We start from the raw sequence: 15,842 nt of genomic DNA on the forward strand, positions 1-15,842 counted from the left end.
TATTAAGTTGTTAAACGTTCTCGTATTTATACGCAAAGTAATAATATTATGAGTCAAGTTGACGAAAAAATCGATTTGTCTTTCGGTCTTGATTTCCTTTTCTATATTCATCGATATATTGCCTAAAGTTCCAAGCTTGTAAAAATTTATTAGCAGAGTTATAACCAGAATTGTAAAGCCATTCTTTTTCTTCCTTTGTCAGTTCAAAATTAGTACTTGTAATCGTTCCTGTTGGAATTGTAATCGTTCTTGCTTTTGATTCCTTATCTAAATGACGTAAATCATGAGCTTGCATCATTGTTTTAAATAGTCCTTTGAACATGGAAATAGGCTCGTTATAGTGAGCAGGATCAGCTTGAATCTCATCTTTTACAAAATGAAATCCGAAAGTCGGCCAGCGAGGAGCGGTAGGTGAATCGAAGATCCAAATTGGATAATTACTTAGAATTCCTCCATCAACCATATAACAAGGCTGCTTCCATTTTGGAGTTCTCCATTTTACCGGTTCAAAGAAGAAGGGGATTGTACTACTCATTCTTACCGCTTTAGCGATAGAGAAGCGATAATTTAAAAATCCGTAGTTTGGTAAGTCGTCAGGAAAGACAACCATTTTACCATTACTAATATCAGAGGCGATGATTTTGAGTTTGTTTAGATCCGGTAAATCAGTAAATAAATGAACACCTTTTTTTCGAAGTAATTCTTCAATCCATTCTTCTATAAATACATTAGAATATATACCTAGAGTAGTCCATGCACTGAGTCCCTTGCCGATAAAAGGAATTCTATCAATAAAAGTTCTTTTCGTAAATTTATTATAATCAATATCAGTTATAATCGTTTTTAACTCTGAACAAGAATATCCTGCCGCTAGGAGCGCTGCAATAATCGAACCAGCCGATGTACCAGCTACACGTTCCCATTCATAACCTTTTTCGGCTAACGCGCAAATTGCCCCGACATGCGCAATACCGCGCACACCGCCTCCTTCAAAAACACCATCAATCTTCATTAAACATACTTCCTTTCGAATGAAAGATTTAGAAATGGCAAAAAAGCACGTATTGTACGTGCTTTTTTACAATAGTTTTTTAGTTTACTAGCAGCCTACAAAGCCGCCCCAACAGCTAGCTCCGATGATGATTAGAAGGATAAATAAAACGATTAATAAAGCGAAACCTCCGTAACCACAACCGCCGCCACCGTATCCGTAACCACAGCAACTATATCCGTAACCCATGTGGAATTCCTCCTTATATTTAAAAATGAACGAGGGGAAAATGTACTGGAAGAACTAAAGAATTATCATGTTTGTAGGAACAATGTATAGTATGCTTTTTTAAACTTGTTCGCGTACGAAGGATAAGCCCGTTTTTGGGAGGCTTGTTGATTTTGTAAAGAATGAAGTATAATCTTTGTACTATGATATAAATAAGTATGTAAATGTAAGGAGAATTTATGAATAAAAAAATTGAAGTATTAATTGATAAATATGAACTAACACACTTGAAAGAAGAACTTATTAATACTGTATTTCCTTGTATAAAAGTTGTGCCAAAGCAGCAGGGAACTGTTGCGATAGGTAGTTCGAAAATGGGAGGAGTTCCTGATTTACCAGCTTTATTTGAATATCCAAAGCATAAAGGAAATCCACTACAATTTATCGCGCAATTTAACTTAAGTGATTTACAAAACGTTGGTATGGATCACAATCTTCCTAAGACGGGGATGCTGTATTTCTTTTGCATTGAAAATTATTTTGAAGAAAATGTGAATCTAACAGAAGCTGGGCGTGTACTTTATTATGATGTTCCTGTAGAGCAATTACGAAGAGAAAATGAAATACAAGCGAAATATAACCAGTGTGCAATTACTTTTGAACTGACATACAAATTACCAGAACTTTTCATTGAAGATGAGGCTGATTCAGATCGTTTCTTGCAATTACTTGAAGAGCTAATTCCAGATAACTACGATAACCATCAAATGTTTGGTGAGCCATTCTCTGTACAAGAAGAAGTGTTATATGAGACAGGAGAATATATGGGAGTAGACCCGCAGCAAATGACTCTTTTATTCCAAATTGATTCAGATCATAAAAATTGTAATATGGTTTGGGGAGAATTAGGGATGCTATATTTCTGTATTAGTAATGAAGATTTGAAAAATCAACGTTTTGAAAATACATGCTGTGTATTACAAACATGCTAATGAAAAAAGGTTGTTCTTTTAAAAAGAACAACCTTTTTATGTGAATTAGTTAATATGCATAATCTCATATGACCTATACGAAAAAGTATTGTATACTCTGAAACTATACGATACCTTTTCGTATAGTTATAGAATATAAGGAGTGACAAGATGGGAAAGACAAGTAAGTATGTGACAGCTGCCGCACTTTGTTCAACTATAGTAATGGGAGGCTTACAAGCATCATCTGTATCTTATGCAGCTACAAATCCGACTACAGTGACAGCACAATCAGATGTAAAGTTATTAGATGATTTCAGAAAAGAATTAAAAAAACAGATTGATAATCGAGAAGAAAATATTACAATCACATATAAAACAAAAGATAGAAATGCTAGAAATATTATGGATCAATTGTATGGTGAGTTTAATAAAATTGTAGATGCTGATGAGTATGTAAAATATAATGTAGCGTCTACTAGATATTCTATTAAAGGAATGCCAGGGGACTATACGTTTACACTGCAAGTAAAATACCGTGAATCAAAAGAACAAACTCAATATGTAAAAGCTCAGGCGAAATCAATTGTTGGATCAATTGTAAAACCAGGGATGGATGAGCATGAGAAAGTAAAAGCTATTCACGATTACGTTGTTAAGCATGTGTCTTATGATACGTCTTATCAAGCGTATACAGCATATGAAGCATTAGCGAATCGTTCTGCCGTTTGCCAAGGATATACATTATTAACGTATGAGTTGTTAAAAGAGGCAGGTATTCAAAATCATATTGTAACAGGCACAGGAAATGGACAAGCTCACGCGTGGAATTTAGTGAACATTGAAAACAAATGGTATCACCTAGATACTACATTTGATGATCCAGTACCAGATAAAGCAGGGCGTGTAACTTACTCATATTTTAATATGTCTGACGAACAGTTAAGTAAAGATCATGAATGGGATCGTAGCAAATATCCAGCGGCAACTACAAGTTATTTTGGTGAATTAACAAATAAAATAAAAGCTGGTAGCTCAAAAACTGTCGTATATGAGCAGATGTTAAAAGAAACAAATTTACAATACTTATCTGCAGAATACGGAGCAGAAAATTATAATGAATTTAAGCAAAAGTTGCAGCAACAGTTTGCAGCCAAACCAGAAAAAGTAGAAGTACGATATAAGCAGTCCATGGATGGGACGATGCAAGATATAAAGAAAGTATTAAATGAAATAAATTGGCCAAAAGGTGCAAAGCGTGTGTCTTATCAAGTAGCGCCTTATAGTGCATTGGCGGGTTATTCATTAGCGACAATTACATTTACGTATTAAGCAATGGGAAAAAGCATCTGTAACAGATGCTTTTTTATTTATTGATTACTTTAAAATATTAAGAATTATGTGATAAAATAAAGTGATAAGGATGTGAATGTGGAATGAACTTGTTCGAAAGCAATATATTTACATTGATATATATTTGTTTAGTAATCGGACTTATCGTTTTGTTTTTCATATCATTTACTTTGTTTATTAGAAGAGTATTACAAAGCAGCGTTGCAAAAAAACACCACGTGATTAATATGAACCAGAAGCTAGATCGAATCATTGAATTGCTTGAAAAAGATAAAAAATAGCGATAGAAGAAGTATGAAAAGGGGAAAGAGAATGGCGAATTATATAAAAGAATTACGTGAAAAAGTAGGACATGATTATGTTTTCTTAAACTTTGCCGGTGGTTGTGTATTTAATAAAGATGGAGAAGTATTACTGCAAAAAAGAGGAGACTTTAACGCTTGGGGATTTCCAGGTGGTGCAATGGAGATAGGAGAATCAGCTGCGGAAACTGCAATCCGGGAAATAAAAGAAGAAACCGGGTATGATGTAGAAATAAATGAGCTTATTGGAGTGTATACAAAATATTTTCAATCATATCCAAATGGAGACAAGGCCCAGTCAATTGTGATGTTCTTTTCATTCTCAATAGTTGGAGGTGACAAAAAAGTAGATGGTGATGAAACGTTGGATTTGAAGTTTTTCCCGTTAGACGACATGCCACCGTTATTTTGTAAACAACATGAAGATTGCTTGCAAGATTTATTGGAGAAAAGAGTAGGGGTATATCGTTAACATATAAAAAAGAAGCTAAATGAAGATTAGCTTCTTTTTTATGTTTTATTTATTTCCACCAATCATCAAACATTGACGCTGGTACTTGTCTTTTATGCTCACTCACTGTGTAACGTTTTTCAATTTTCTCTGCAACGTCAGCTGGAACTGCTTTACCTTCTAAATAATCATCTAATTGATCATAAGTAATACCTAACTCTGTTTCGTCAGCTTGACCTGGTTTTTCATCTAATAAATCAGCTGTTGGCATTTTTAAGTAAAGTCGCTCGTCTGCACCTAACTCTTGTAATAATGCACGTCCTTGGCGCTTCGTTAATCCCGTTAATGGTAATAAATCTGCACCACCATCTCCGAATTTTGTAAAGAACCCTGTTACAGCTTCTGCAGCGTGATCTGTTCCGATAACAAGTAACCCTTTTTGTCCACCAATTGCATATTGAGTAACCATACGGATACGTGCTTTCACGTTACCTTTATTGAAATCTGTTAATGACTCACCCAATAAGTTTTCATATTGATTTGAAAAAGCATCAACAGTTGAAGCAATATCAAATGCAACAGATTGATCTGCTTGAATGAATTGTAATGCTAATTGTGCATCATCTTCATCTTTTTGTACTTTATAAGGAAGACGCACGGCGATAAACGTTACATTACCACCTTCGTTACGAATTTCTTCAACTGCAAGTTGTGCTAAGCGTCCTGCTAATGTAGAGTCTTGGCCGCCGCTAATACCAAGTACAAATCCTTTTGCGCCTGTTTTTTTTACATAATCCTTTAAGAAATCAACTCGTTTACGAATTTCAACTTTTGGATCAATTACAGGCTGAACATGTAATGCTTTCATAATCTGTTCTTGTAATGTCATTATGTTTTCCTCCTATTCATATTAAAGCGGTAAATAAGTTTATATGTATAATGGTACATACTTCTATCCTTTATTATTTCGCAAAACTAACGAATATACAATAGGATGTGTGTATGAATATGAATGTAGTCATTATAAATAAAGTACTACGTATAAGCAATTTTTTTAAACCTTTCAAAAATGTAAGGTTTTTGTCATTTGAATCGATGGAAGGTATTTCCGCACTTTACTAATATAAAAACATAGATAGTAGAAGGGCGGAGAAGTAATATGAACATTAGAGAACTAGCATATCGGAATGTAACCCGAAATAGACGGACATACTCAGCCTATTTTTTGAGTAGTGCATTTGCAATTATGGCCTTTTTTGTGTATTCATTTTTTGCGTTTCATCCGGCATTAAGTGCAGGAGAATTAGGTCAGTACGTATTCGTAAGTATGTCTTTTGCACAGTCTATTATTTACTTATTTACATTCTTCTTTATTTTATATTCGATGGGAATGTTTTTAAAAACGAGAAAGCGTGAACTAGGAATTTTAATGATGCTAGGTATGACGAAATATCAATTAAAGCGTCTGATCTTTTTTGAAAATATTATGATTGGAATAGGGGCAATTATTTTTGGTATTCTTTCAGGTATGTTATTTTCAGGGGTATTACTATTTGTCGCTCCGATGATATTGAAACTAGATATCTCCTTATACTATTACATACCGATGAAAGCAATTGTTGTAACAAGTATTATGTTTTTCATATTATTTATGATCATATCATTGTTTAGTGCAGGAATGATTCGTAAAAATAAAATTATGAAGTTGTTTAGAGGGTCAGCAGAGGCAAAACCGGAACCGAAAGCATCAATCATTTCTTCAATATTAGCAGTAGTATTGCTTAGTGCTGGCTATGTAGGAGCTCTTCTATCGCATGGCGCAATGGTATTTATTATGATGATTCCTGTTACAACGGTAGTTATTATTGGGACGTATTTGTTGTACAAGCAGCTGAGTGTCTTTATTATTCGATTATGTAAAAAAAGTAAACGTTTCTATTGGACACAGACTAATATTATTACGTTATCAGATTTAGCGTATCGCATGAGAGATAACGCAAGAATGTTCTTTATTGTAACCATTATTTCTACTGTAGCATTTTCCGCAATAGGGACATTAGTCGGCTTCGCATCCATGACGAAAGGGATAATGGAGAGACCAATTGCGTTTCATTACCATTCTAAGCAAGGGAATAGTAACGAATCACAACATATACAAATGATTGACAAAGGATTAAAGAAATATAATATAGCAGCTTCAAAAACTAATATTTCGACAAAGAAAACGGAGGAACAGTCGTTAAGAAGCGCCACTTTTATAAAAGAATCAGATTATAAGGAATATGCAAAGTTAACAGGAGAACCATTTAATACTGTAGCAAATAAAGAGGTTGTATTTTTGTCAGCTGATATACCAGGGCCAGCGATGAAAGAAAGAAAAGAAATTACTTTACCCAATATGAATGAAAGTTTAAAGGTGAAAAAAGTTACTTCATCTTCATTGGGGAAAATATTAAGAGGAAATGTTTATGTAATCTCTAATAATCAATATGATTCATTACAAGATGGATTTATAGAGACAAAAGATTATATGTATAAAACTGAAAGAACGAAAGATGAGATTGAAATTGGTAAAGAGCTTACTCATCAAATTAAACCGTATCAAGAACAGTCAACGTTTAGTGCGGAAGAGTACGAACAAAACCAAAGTTTACAAATTGCAGGACCGATTTTATTTGTAGGTTTCTTTATTGGTATAGTATTTTTCGTTTGCGCAGGAAGTTTCCTTTACTTCCGTTTATTCTCCGATTTGGAGGATGATGTTCGCTTGTTCGAAATGATTCGAAAAGTTGGATTGACGAGTAGGGAATTATCGAAGGTAGTTACAATTCGATTGGCGCTTTTATTCTTCGTTCCAATTGGTGTTGCAACATTACATGGGGCAGTAGCCTTAACGGCGTTAGGGCAAATGTTTGAGTACTCATTGTTTAAAGAAAATACAGTTGTATTAAGTATTTTCATAGGTATTCAAGTTGTATACTTCTTACTTATAAGATCCCGTTATGTAAAACAATTGAAAGAGAGATTACGTATGCATTAAATGTGTTTTTTTAACTCGAGTACAAAATTTTCTAAAAAGAGGCAAGTATTGCCAAAAAGTGATAAAATGGAAAAAGCGAGGTGAAAAAAATTAATAGAGAGAAAGGGGGAGAAATATGAAAGCAACAGGAGTTATTCGAAAAGTAGACGAATTAGGACGAATTGTTATCCCTAAAGAATTACGCGATGTATTGGGAATACAAATCAAATCACCGCTTGAAATTTTTGTAGAAGCAGATAAAATCATTTTACAAAAATATCAACCTTACAATGCTTGCCAAATCACAGGTGATGTTTCAGAGCAGAACATATCATTAGCAAATGGAAATATTACTGTTGGGATAGAGGGAGCGGAATATTTAGTAAAAGAAATAGAAAAGTTTTTAAACAAGAGTGAGGTTTAGTCTTAATTTATATTATTTTTCAAATTACATATCATTCTTTTAAAAGAATGTAAGAGGACCATTAATTGGTCCTTTTATTTTGGTTATTAGTTGAATGACCCAGGCTGTTATTTCCTATAAATCATAGGGGAAATACAAAAGTAGTATAGAGTTAGTAAATGATGTTGAGAAATATTTGAAAAGAAGGAAAACAAAAAGAATAAAACGAATGTTACATTTACACGTATTCAAAAGTGGTCTGAAATGAAAATAATACATTTTCAGGAGGGATTACGATGAGTAGTACAGTGAATAAACAAAAAGGTATACAATTGATTCCATTTACCGTAAATAAGGTTGTAGAACAAGTAAATGAAATTCCACCAGGTGTACAACTGATTCACGCTCCGCAAGTATGGGGAAAGAGTGTGAAGGGGCAAGATGTAGTCGTTGCCGTATTAGATACAGGGTGTGATACTAATCATATAGATTTAAAAGATCGTATTATCGGCGGAAGAAATTTCACAAAAGATTATGAAGCTGATCCAAATGTGTATCTTGATAATAACGGACATGGTACTCATGTCGCGGGGACGATTGCAGCAACTGAAAATGGTGTCGGTGTATTAGGAGTTGCACCACTTGCTAAAATGTTAGTATTAAAAGTTTTAGCGGGAGATGGTTCTGGAAGTTACGAGCAAATTATTGAGGCAATTCATTATGCTGTAAATTGGAGAGGGCCGAATCAAGAGAAAGTGAGAATTATTTCAATGTCACTTGGTGGTCCGCAAGATGTTCCAGAATTACATGAAGCAATTCAAAAGGCGGTAAAGCAGGATGTTCTCGTCGTATGTGCTGCTGGGAATAATGGAGATTGTAATGATAATACAGAGGAACTAGATTACCCAGGTGCTTACTCGGAAGTAATTGAAGTCGGCGCTGTCAATTTAGAACGGAAAATCACATGTTTTAGTAATTCAAATCAAGAAATTGATCTAGTAGCGCCAGGTGATGAAATATTATCTACGTATCCAGATGGGAAATATGCAGTGTTAAGTGGAACTTCCATGGCGACGCCGCATGTTGCTGGAGCGCTTGCCTTGCTCATTAAACAGTGTGAGCAAGAATACGGTCGAAAGTTATCAGAGCCGGAAATATATGCACAACTTATTAAAAGAACTGTACCTTTAGGGTATGAACGTACATCCGAAGGGAATGGATTATTAGATTTATTAAAAGAATAGTAAATACTAAAAAAACATCTCATATTCATATGAGATGTTTTTTTAGTATGGTTCTGTCGTATATAATACTTCCCTATTTAAAGAGTCTTATTTTTGTTGAATACTTTTTCTTTGTTTTATTTTTTGTGACAGGAATTTTGTTTGTATTAATGATGAGGCACTTACAAAACATATCTAGTGTAGCAAGAGGAACAGGAGCCGCGCTTGCAAATGCTTCTATGTATATTGGTCAAATGATTGGTGCGGCAATAGCAGGAATGTTATTTGCAGTATCTTACAATTTTATACTTATAGGTAGTTTTACTGCGTTACTATATATAGGAGCTTTATTTTTGTTTAGAAAAAGTGAAAAACTTACTGAAAATAGCGAAACAGGAATTGCATCATAAAGCTTGTATAAATATTTCGCAAATCAGAATTAATAAGAGTGTGAATACATGAATGTGTTTTTAATTAAAGTGGTTACTAAAAGTATAGAAATAGTAGAAGAAATGTATTGTAACAAAGTTATGAGGAATCAAAAAATAAAAATCCCTATAAAGATAGGGATTTATATATCGGCATATAGTTCCTTGGAAAAGGATATACTTAGTTTAGCATATCGGACTACTTATATTTGTGAAATAGATGTGAAAGTAATGTGAAAAATGCCGAAGGAAAAAACTATTTAAATAGAGGGCAATTTAGATGGGGATATGGATTTTACATAAATATTGTGTTATATTTCTACTTATCTGTTAATAATTACATATTTTAATTTTATTGGGGATAAAAGGGAGAGGTTTAAATGCAATGGTATTTGAAAGCTCTAAAGAATTATGGGAATTTTAGTGGTAGAGCTACGCGAAAAGAGTACTGGATTTTTAGTTTATCCAATATCGTAATTTTTTGGCTACTTTTATTTTTATCATCATTTTCAGAGGTGTTAGTTGCTATTATTGCGTTGCTATTTATGTTAGTAATGATTATACCAAGTTTTTCGGTTGGTGCACGACGATTACATGATATTGGGAAAACGGGATGGTGGCAACTATTAAATTTTGTACCGTTTGGTAGCGTTGTTTTACTTGTATTTTTTATCATTGAAAGTGAAGAAAATGACAATCAATACGGACCAAATCCGCATTCAGATTTAAAAGAAGCGATTTAATAAACTTATTTAGTTTGTAGCATTACTAGTTCAATTATTTTATCTATTATTAAAATGGTTTGCGTGGGCTAATATTATTAGGTTGATCTTTAGGTCTAGATGACTTTTGAAACTGTAAAAATGGAAAGATAAAGGCAGAGAGAATATAGCATGGAAAGAAAAAAATTCTAAATAAAAAGCACTGTTTTAGCTAATGTAGCTAAAACAGTGCTTTTCTCTTTGATTGAACAGTTGCAGCATTTTCATCATGTATACCTGCATCTTTAATAATTCGTTGTTTTGCTTTATTTAATAGGTGATTTACTGCTTCACCAAAATAGTTAGCTTCGCTTTTTGTGCGGGCTTCTCGTAAACATTTATAGTTTTCTAGCAGTTCCTCTTTTTCGGAGTTTGTTAAGAAATCTTCTATTTTCTTTTTTGTCATACGAAACACCCTTTCTCCTGACAAACGACGCAATAGAAAATATTTATTTCTCATTATAACAATAATTTTAAAAGAAAGTATACACTAACGTCGCAATAATTTGTCAATTTCTTGAATCTTCTCATCAGCTTTCCCAATTTGCGTATTTTTAGCCTGTTCGCCACCAAGAGCTTGATGTAGTAAAAAAGTTTGACCGGAAATAGCAGTTACAATGGATACTTTTATAATTTCTTTTATCGCGGTGACATCGAATAAAACGAGCCCAAGAAGTGCGGCTAGGCTACCAGTAAAAATATCAGTTAAAAATCCAAAATGAAAAAATGTTTTCAAACGGCGTGGAAGCAATAACTTACCTTGGTTATTGATTAGATGGGAAACGAAGCCGGTAATGCCACCAACGAGAACAGCGGTTAGCCATTGATACATTTCCATCGAATCCACTCCTTTTAGTGAATAAGATTCGATTATTTTATATTGATTCCTTTTAATATTTCATATAAGCATATTGAGAAAGTTTGTTTGGGTATATTTTGTATTCAATTTAATTATAACAGAAAATTTCGAAAGGTTTCAGTCTATTATATGAATCATTTTTACAATAATATGAATGCAGAAAGGGGTGCATGATATGAAGATAGATTATCGAATAAGAAGTGTAGATGGTTATACAAAAACTATAGGGGAATTAGTAAGCATGCTGGAGCATACGAGGGCTGTAACATTAGGCGAAGTAAAAAATTTATCAGTTGAGCAATTAGATTTAATTATGCAGAGCAGCGGAAATTCAATTGGCGCCTTATTAAAGCATATAGCAGCTATTGAAAAAGTTCATCAGCTTATTTCATTTCAAAATCGTGACTTTACAAAAGAAGAATTAGAAATATGGGAAGATGCACTGTATTTAGGGGAAGCAGGTAGAGCGATCCGTGGTCATGAAATACAGTATTATGTACAACTTCTACAAAGTGTTCGAGAAGAATCTCTGAAGTATTTAAGTGAACAAAGTGATGAGTGGCTCATGTCAGAAAGAAAGTGGCCTAACGGTGTAATATATAACCAGCACTATCTTTGGTATCATGTGCTAGAAGATGAAATTAGTCACCGAGGACAAATTAGAATGCTCAAAAGAAAGTTGTTTGAAAATTACGTTAAATAATGTAGCTTTTTATAGGAGAATTCCATATAATGAGAGTAATTAAAAGAAGAACGGGGTGATGTATTATGGCGAAAATAACTTATATGAATAATAAACCAAATACAAAGGTGGATGGAAAGGGCGAGACTATATAAGTGAGCGCACGATCCTTCCGCTTAGCTTACACTAGGGAGGATATCAATTTGAATCAAAATATTTTAGAATCGTTCGGCTGGGATTCTTTTTTTGAGGAACAAGCTGTTGAGAACTTTGAAATAGGACGAATTTTACTCGAGCATAAGCATATATATCGAATTATTTGTAATGATGGTGAGTATATGGCAGAACTGTCTGGGAAGTTTCGGCATGAAGCAGTTACGAAAGGCGATTATCCAGCAGTTGGTGATTGGGTGTATATAAAGAAAATAGAAGATGAAAAGAAAGCGATTATTCATCGTATTTTCCAGCGAAGAAGCTCTTTCTCAAGACAAGAGGCTGGAACAAGAACAGAAGAACAGATTATAGCAGCAAATGTAGATTATTTATTTTTAGTGAATGCACTTAATCATGATTTTAATGTTAGAAGGATGGAACGTTATTTATTATTAGCGTATGAAAGTGGCGCTATGCCAGTTATTGTTTTAACAAAGAGTAGTATATGTAATGATATAGAACAAAAAATTGTAGAAACGGAAGCTATAGCAATTGGTGTTCCTATTTTTGTTGTTGATAGTTTAGAGCATACAGGTATTGATTCGTTGAAACAATTCGTTTCTTCAGGGAAAACAATTGCTTTAGTGGGGTCATCAGGGGTAGGAAAGTCAACTTTGTTAAATGCGCTAATAGGAATTGAGGTAGCAAAAACGGGAGATATACGTGAGGAGGATAGTAGGGGAAGGCATACGACAACGCATCGAGAGTTATTCCAATTGCCAAGTGGCGCTCTCGTAATTGATACTCCCGGTATGAGGGAATTGCAACTTTGGGAAGGAAGCGAAGCGATTCAAACAACATTCTCTGATATTGAAGAACTTGCGACAACATGCCGTTTCCGTGATTGTAAGCATGAGAATGAACCAGGGTGCGCGGTGTATAGTGCAATTGAAAACGGACTTATTACGATAGATCGTTTAAAAAGCTATAAAAAATTACAAAGAGAACTGGCGTATTTTATAAGAAAACAAGATGCAATCCTTGCCAGAGCAGAGCGTGATAAGTGGAAAAAGCTTTCTAAACAACATAAAAAAATGTAAAAACCAAAGGGGCACCCTTTGGTTTTTTCTATTTGTAAATTTTATAATAATATTATTTATATATATAGACAAAGGGAAGTTAATTGTTTAAACTTTACAAAGTATTCATCATAATAGGTTATGAAAATAATAATTAGGGATTGGGAAATATTCATAATTAACTCAATTTAACTTTTAAATTTGAAAATTAGGAGGTTCATAATGGGTAAACTATTAAATTTGTTTCGTGATATGAAAGTAGCAAAAAAGCTATTAATTTCATTCTTTGTAATTTTAATTGCGGCTGTGTCTATTATCGGAGGCATGTCTTATCAAACAGCCAAAAAGAATTTTGAATCGCAAATTAAGAGTAGTGCCAACGACAATATAAAAATACTGGATAATTTAATCAATCAAATGATTGATGCAAAATTTAATGATGTGAATAATTTTGCACGGGTGATTCAGGGGAATATGTATCAAGGAGATAATCAGGATGAATTAAGAAAAATGTTATCTCAATATATAAATTTAAATAAAGATATTGAACAAGTATATGTTGCCGGAAATGATAAAAAATTTGTACAAGAACCAAATATACAAATGGCAGCAGACTATGATCCAACAGAGCGTTCTTGGTATAAAGATGCGGTTGCAAAACAAGGTGGTATTGTTGTTACTGAGCCATATAAGGCAAAAGGAAATGGACATATTGTCGTAACAATCGCAAAACAAACAGAAGATAAAAATGGAGTTGTTGCGCTAGATTTAAGTTTAGATAATTTATTAAAAACATCAAAGTTAATTAATATTGGTAAAAAAGGATATGCCTTCATTTTAGATGGAAAGCAAAAAATAATTGCTCATCCACAAGAAAAATCAGGGGAAAAAGCGGCTGATTCTTGGGCAAAGAAAATTTATGAAGATAATCACGGTGCTTTTTCATATTCTTATGGCGGTAGTGAAAAGAATATGGTATTTGCTACAAATGTAAAAACAGGTTGGAAAATTGGTGGGACGATGTACTCAAGTGAAGTAATTGAAGCTGCTCAACCTGTATTTTATAATATGTTAATTGTTATGCTTATCTCATTAGTAGTAGGCGGGGCACTTATTTATTTTGTAACACTTTCAATTACGAAGCCTTTAAAGAGATTAGTTGTTACCTCTAAAGAAATAAGCGAAGGGGATTTAACGCAAACAATTGAAATTCATTCTAATGATGAAATCGGCCAACTTGCTAAAGGCTTTAATGAGATGACGAATTCGTTACGGACGTTAATTGGAAGAATTAACGATTCAGCTGGGCATGTTGCAGCGGCATCAGAAGAGCTAACTGCAAGTGTAAGGCAAGCGAGTGAAGCGACTGAGCAAATCACAATCGCAATGGATGAAATATCAAGTGGGGCAACGACGCAAACAACAAGCGTAGAAAATGGCGCTATGTTACTGTTTGATGTAACGGAAGGAATTCAACATGTAGCAAATAGTTCATCATCTATTAATACGGCTTCTGCACATACTCGTGAAAAAGCAGAAGATGGTGGGAAACTAGTAGGAAGAACAGTAAACCAGATGCAGTCTATTGCAGAATCGGTTTCACAATCAGATGCAGTTATACAATTACTAAATAATAAATCAAAACAAATTGGTGATATTTTAGAAGTAATTCAAAATATTGCAGATCAAACAAACCTTCTAGCTCTAAATGCGGCGATTGAAGCCGCAAGAGCCGGTGAGCATGGAAGAGGTTTCGCAATTGTTGCAGATGAAGTGCGTAAATTGGCAGAGCAGTCTAGCGTATCTTCTAGTGAAATTAGTAAATTAATATGTGAAATACAAGATGATATGGGTAAGACAGTCAAATCTATGAATCATGTAAATGAGGAAGTTCAATCTGGACTTGTTATCGCAAATGAAACGAAGCAAAACTTTGCTGAAATCTTACAATCTACAAATGAAATAGCTAATCAAATTAAGACGATGGTTGAAACGGCTAATGGAATGTCAAAAGGGGCAAATGAAGTATCTATTTCGGTAGGACAAATTGCAATGACAGCACAAAATAATGCGACAAGCACACAAAATGTTGCGGCTTCAGCTGAAGAACAGCTAGCTTCGATGGAGGAAATTGGATCTGCAGCAGGCACGTTATCTCAAATGGCTGAAGAGTTGCAAGGACTAATTGAGAGATTTAAAGTTTAATAGAGAACAGACTATCCCCTAGTAGCATTATGCCAATAGAGGGTAGTCTGTTTTATTGTGTAAAATCAAATGGAGATGTAAACTTCCTTTATGACGTTTAAAATGGTATTTTGCATAATGTTTGTCGAAAAATAGAGGTATTTGTTAGCTTTGTGTATAATTATTAACGTATAGAATACAAATAAAAGGAGAGTATTATGGGAGTGTATTGGGGGACAAAAAGACATTCTTGGCTTAGTTACGTCTCATTTTGGCTAAGTATTTCATTTTTTATTGTTTTTCTAATTGAAGTGTTTATATTAAAAACACTTTCGAATAGCTCGGTGCAAATTGTTAAATATTTTTATTTTATATTTGTACCAGTAAATATTTTTCTTAGTTTAAAGTTACTATTTAAGAAGAATGAAAAGAAAGCGTTACCTATTTTTAGTTTCATTGTCTCATTATTATTTGCAATTTTAATAATCGTATTAGTTTTAGCAGCTATAGGGAAGGTCTTTTGAGGGGAGTGGTATAAGTCACTCTCCTTTTTTATTTGTGGTAGTCTTACTATATGTAAAAATGTGAATGCTGTAAGCTAATAAAAGCAGAGAGTAGACAATATTTGCATGGATTAAAGTCTGTCGTTATTTGAACTTGTAAGAGTGTATGGAGTAATGAGGTAATATACATAATAATGGAGATAGAATTAGTTATTTTATAAGTATGTATGAAGCAAATGAATACGGTAAGAA

Annotated in this window: 18 protein-coding genes and 2 pseudogenes; 15 read left to right on the top strand and 5 right to left on the bottom strand. The window is 33.6% G+C overall.

The features are described 5' to 3' along the window. Positions 1–46 precede the first annotated feature (46 nt). Both ACTFN4_RS10690 and ACTFN4_RS10695 read right to left on the bottom strand, forming a co-directional pair. Entirely contained in the window at positions 47–1,012 is a 966-nt protein-coding gene (locus ACTFN4_RS10690) for a patatin-like phospholipase family protein (RefSeq protein ID WP_000686807.1), read from the bottom strand. A gap of 87 nt (positions 1,013–1,099) precedes the next feature. Beyond that, positions 1,100–1,240 (bottom strand): YjcZ family sporulation protein, encoded by a 141-nt coding sequence (locus ACTFN4_RS10695; RefSeq protein WP_000540419.1) that lies wholly within the window; start codon positions 1,238–1,240, stop codon positions 1,100–1,102. A gap of 218 nt (positions 1,241–1,458) precedes the next feature. Between ACTFN4_RS10695 and ACTFN4_RS10700 the strand changes: the two genes are divergently transcribed. The 4 genes from ACTFN4_RS10700 to ACTFN4_RS10715 all read left to right on the top strand — a co-directional run bounded on the left by ACTFN4_RS10700 (position 1,459) and on the right by ACTFN4_RS10715 (position 4,317). Further along, positions 1,459–2,211 carry a YwqG family protein gene (locus ACTFN4_RS10700; protein ID WP_001034844.1) on the top strand — a complete coding sequence of 251 codons (753 nt, stop codon included), beginning with the start codon at positions 1,459–1,461 and terminating at the stop codon, positions 2,209–2,211. Between the two features lie 150 nt (positions 2,212–2,361). Further along, on the top strand, positions 2,362–3,522 hold the full coding sequence (locus ACTFN4_RS10705) for a transglutaminase domain-containing protein (RefSeq protein ID WP_000520865.1): 1,161 nt from the start codon (positions 2,362–2,364) through the stop codon (positions 3,520–3,522). Between the two features lie 104 nt (positions 3,523–3,626). Beyond that, positions 3,627–3,824 carry a DUF4083 domain-containing protein gene (locus ACTFN4_RS10710; protein WP_002183486.1) on the top strand — a complete coding sequence of 66 codons (198 nt, stop codon included), beginning with the start codon at positions 3,627–3,629 and terminating at the stop codon, positions 3,822–3,824. Positions 3,825–3,855: 31 nt separating this feature from the next. Further along, positions 3,856–4,317 (top strand): NUDIX hydrolase, encoded by a 462-nt coding sequence (locus tag ACTFN4_RS10715; RefSeq protein WP_000024992.1) that lies wholly within the window; start codon positions 3,856–3,858, stop codon positions 4,315–4,317. A gap of 49 nt (positions 4,318–4,366) precedes the next feature. Here the strand turns inward: ACTFN4_RS10715 and nadE are convergent, their stop codons facing one another. Further along, positions 4,367–5,185 (bottom strand): ammonia-dependent NAD(+) synthetase, encoded by an 819-nt coding sequence (gene nadE / locus ACTFN4_RS10720; RefSeq protein ID WP_000174904.1) that lies wholly within the window; start codon positions 5,183–5,185, stop codon positions 4,367–4,369. Positions 5,186–5,455: 270 nt separating this feature from the next. On the opposite strand from nadE, the gene ACTFN4_RS10725 reads away from it, so the two are divergent. From ACTFN4_RS10725 to ACTFN4_RS10750, 6 genes and pseudogenes are all read left to right on the top strand, one after another. Continuing rightward, a complete protein-coding gene (locus ACTFN4_RS10725; RefSeq protein WP_017656811.1) occupies positions 5,456–7,336 on the top strand; it encodes an FtsX-like permease family protein in 1,881 nt (626 codons plus the stop codon). Positions 7,337–7,451: 115 nt separating this feature from the next. Next, positions 7,452–7,739: an AbrB/MazE/SpoVT family DNA-binding domain-containing protein gene (locus tag ACTFN4_RS10730; protein ID WP_000648324.1), complete on the top strand. Its 288-nt coding sequence runs from the start codon at positions 7,452–7,454 to the stop codon at positions 7,737–7,739. 275 nt (positions 7,740–8,014) lie between these two features. Then, on the top strand, positions 8,015–8,962 hold the full coding sequence (locus ACTFN4_RS10735) for a serine protease (RefSeq protein ID WP_086402051.1): 948 nt from the start codon (positions 8,015–8,017) through the stop codon (positions 8,960–8,962). Positions 8,963–9,003: 41 nt separating this feature from the next. Next, positions 9,004–9,351 (top strand): annotated as a pseudogene (locus ACTFN4_RS10740) (MFS transporter); the annotation flags it as partial. Positions 9,352–9,399: 48 nt separating this feature from the next. Continuing rightward, positions 9,400–9,606, top strand: a complete 207-nt coding sequence (locus ACTFN4_RS10745; RefSeq protein ID WP_001100443.1) for a hypothetical protein — start codon at positions 9,400–9,402, stop codon at positions 9,604–9,606. A gap of 143 nt (positions 9,607–9,749) precedes the next feature. Continuing rightward, a complete protein-coding gene (locus ACTFN4_RS10750) occupies positions 9,750–10,112 on the top strand; it encodes a DUF805 domain-containing protein (protein WP_001198796.1) in 363 nt (120 codons plus the stop codon). Between the two features lie 199 nt (positions 10,113–10,311). Here the strand turns inward: ACTFN4_RS10750 and ACTFN4_RS10755 are convergent, their stop codons facing one another. Both ACTFN4_RS10755 and ACTFN4_RS10760 read right to left on the bottom strand, forming a co-directional pair. Beyond that, the gene (locus tag ACTFN4_RS10755; protein ID WP_000162602.1) at positions 10,312–10,536 is read right to left on the bottom strand and encodes a hypothetical protein; all 225 of its coding nucleotides are present in this window, start codon (positions 10,534–10,536) and stop codon (positions 10,312–10,314) included. 84 nt (positions 10,537–10,620) lie between these two features. Then, positions 10,621–10,968, bottom strand: a complete 348-nt coding sequence (locus tag ACTFN4_RS10760; RefSeq protein ID WP_000426317.1) for a DUF4257 domain-containing protein — start codon at positions 10,966–10,968, stop codon at positions 10,621–10,623. Positions 10,969–11,164: 196 nt separating this feature from the next. On the opposite strand from ACTFN4_RS10760, the gene ACTFN4_RS10765 reads away from it, so the two are divergent. From ACTFN4_RS10765 to ACTFN4_RS10785, 5 genes and pseudogenes are all read left to right on the top strand, one after another. Beyond that, complete coding sequence (locus tag ACTFN4_RS10765; RefSeq protein ID WP_000687342.1) at positions 11,165–11,692, top strand: DinB family protein; 528 nt, start codon at positions 11,165–11,167, stop codon at positions 11,690–11,692. Positions 11,693–11,874: 182 nt separating this feature from the next. Further along, positions 11,875–12,924, top strand: a complete 1,050-nt coding sequence (gene rsgA, locus ACTFN4_RS10770) for a ribosome small subunit-dependent GTPase A (protein ID WP_439962288.1) — start codon at positions 11,875–11,877, stop codon at positions 12,922–12,924. Between the two features lie 303 nt (positions 12,925–13,227). Beyond that, positions 13,228–14,166: pseudogene (locus ACTFN4_RS10775) on the top strand (HAMP domain-containing protein); the annotation flags it as partial. A 123-nt stretch (positions 14,167–14,289) separates the two neighbouring features. Continuing rightward, entirely contained in the window at positions 14,290–15,108 is an 819-nt protein-coding gene (locus tag ACTFN4_RS10780; protein WP_406622349.1) for a methyl-accepting chemotaxis protein, read from the top strand. A 197-nt stretch (positions 15,109–15,305) separates the two neighbouring features. Next, on the top strand, positions 15,306–15,611 hold the full coding sequence (locus ACTFN4_RS10785) for a hypothetical protein (protein ID WP_000539569.1): 306 nt from the start codon (positions 15,306–15,308) through the stop codon (positions 15,609–15,611). The last annotated feature ends 231 nt before the right edge of the window (positions 15,612–15,842 follow it).

Origin of the sequence: Bacillus cereus group sp. MYBK95-2 (genome assembly GCF_051915225.1) — a bacterium.
GTDB classification, from domain to species: domain Bacteria; phylum Bacillota; class Bacilli; order Bacillales; family Bacillaceae_G; genus Bacillus_A; species Bacillus_A cereus.

Bases quoted from the DNA above. Each gene is read 5' to 3' on its own strand.
- ACTFN4_RS10760 (WP_000426317.1), bottom strand. From the start codon at position 10,968: ATGGAAATGTATCAATGGCTAACCGCTGTTCTCGTTGGTGGCATTACC.
- ACTFN4_RS10700 (WP_001034844.1), top strand. From the start codon at position 1,459: ATGAATAAAAAAATTGAAGTATTAATTGATAAATATGAACTAACACAC.
- ACTFN4_RS10730 (WP_000648324.1), top strand. From the start codon at position 7,452: ATGAAAGCAACAGGAGTTATTCGAAAAGTAGACGAATTAGGACGAATT.
- ACTFN4_RS10765 (WP_000687342.1), top strand. From the start codon at position 11,165: ATGAAGATAGATTATCGAATAAGAAGTGTAGATGGTTATACAAAAACT.
- ACTFN4_RS10695 (WP_000540419.1), bottom strand. From the start codon at position 1,240: ATGGGTTACGGATATAGTTGCTGTGGTTACGGATACGGTGGCGGCGGT.
- ACTFN4_RS10705 (WP_000520865.1), top strand. From the start codon at position 2,362: ATGGGAAAGACAAGTAAGTATGTGACAGCTGCCGCACTTTGTTCAACT.
- nadE (WP_000174904.1), bottom strand. From the start codon at position 5,185: ATGACATTACAAGAACAGATTATGAAAGCATTACATGTTCAGCCTGTA.
- ACTFN4_RS10735 (WP_086402051.1), top strand. From the start codon at position 8,015: ATGAGTAGTACAGTGAATAAACAAAAAGGTATACAATTGATTCCATTT.
- ACTFN4_RS10715 (WP_000024992.1), top strand. From the start codon at position 3,856: ATGGCGAATTATATAAAAGAATTACGTGAAAAAGTAGGACATGATTAT.
- ACTFN4_RS10725 (WP_017656811.1), top strand. From the start codon at position 5,456: ATGAACATTAGAGAACTAGCATATCGGAATGTAACCCGAAATAGACGG.
- ACTFN4_RS10690 (WP_000686807.1), bottom strand. From the start codon at position 1,012: ATGAAGATTGATGGTGTTTTTGAAGGAGGCGGTGTGCGCGGTATTGCG.
- ACTFN4_RS10710 (WP_002183486.1), top strand. From the start codon at position 3,627: ATGAACTTGTTCGAAAGCAATATATTTACATTGATATATATTTGTTTA.
- ACTFN4_RS10745 (WP_001100443.1), top strand. From the start codon at position 9,400: ATGAATGTGTTTTTAATTAAAGTGGTTACTAAAAGTATAGAAATAGTA.
- ACTFN4_RS10785 (WP_000539569.1), top strand. From the start codon at position 15,306: ATGGGAGTGTATTGGGGGACAAAAAGACATTCTTGGCTTAGTTACGTC.
- ACTFN4_RS10750 (WP_001198796.1), top strand. From the start codon at position 9,750: ATGCAATGGTATTTGAAAGCTCTAAAGAATTATGGGAATTTTAGTGGT.
- ACTFN4_RS10780 (WP_406622349.1), top strand. From the start codon at position 14,290: ATGGATGAAATATCAAGTGGGGCAACGACGCAAACAACAAGCGTAGAA.
- ACTFN4_RS10755 (WP_000162602.1), bottom strand. From the start codon at position 10,536: ATGACAAAAAAGAAAATAGAAGATTTCTTAACAAACTCCGAAAAAGAG.